General features: G+C 63.7%; 1 protein-coding gene. It reads right to left on the bottom strand.

Features of this window, described 5'->3' with window-relative positions; all coding sequences use genetic code 11:
• Window positions 1–226 (bottom strand): cbb3-type cytochrome c oxidase subunit I (locus QYS60_RS07280; RefSeq protein WP_371382802.1); only part of this gene is annotated, 226 nt, incomplete at both ends.

Raw genomic sequence — 226 nt, 5'->3', positions numbered from 1 at the left:
GAAGACCGGGAAGATCTCCGAGACGATGCCGAAGAACGGCAGCGCCAGCACGTACACCTCGGGGTGACCGAAGAACCAGAACAGGTGCTGCCACAACATGACACCGCCCGTGCCGGGATCGAAGACGTGAGCGCCGAACTGCCGGTCGACGAACAGGGCGATCAGCGCCGCGGCCAGCAGCGGGAAGATCAGCAGGATCAGCAGCGAGGCGATGAAGGTGTTCCAG

The organism is Rhodococcus sp. GXMU-t2271, from assembly GCF_041414735.1.
Classification (GTDB): Bacteria; Actinomycetota; Actinomycetes; order Mycobacteriales; family Mycobacteriaceae; genus Rhodococcus; species Rhodococcus indonesiensis.
The sequence above is the reverse complement of the archived record's forward strand: the minus strand, read 5'-3'. Positions and strand labels throughout refer to the sequence as shown.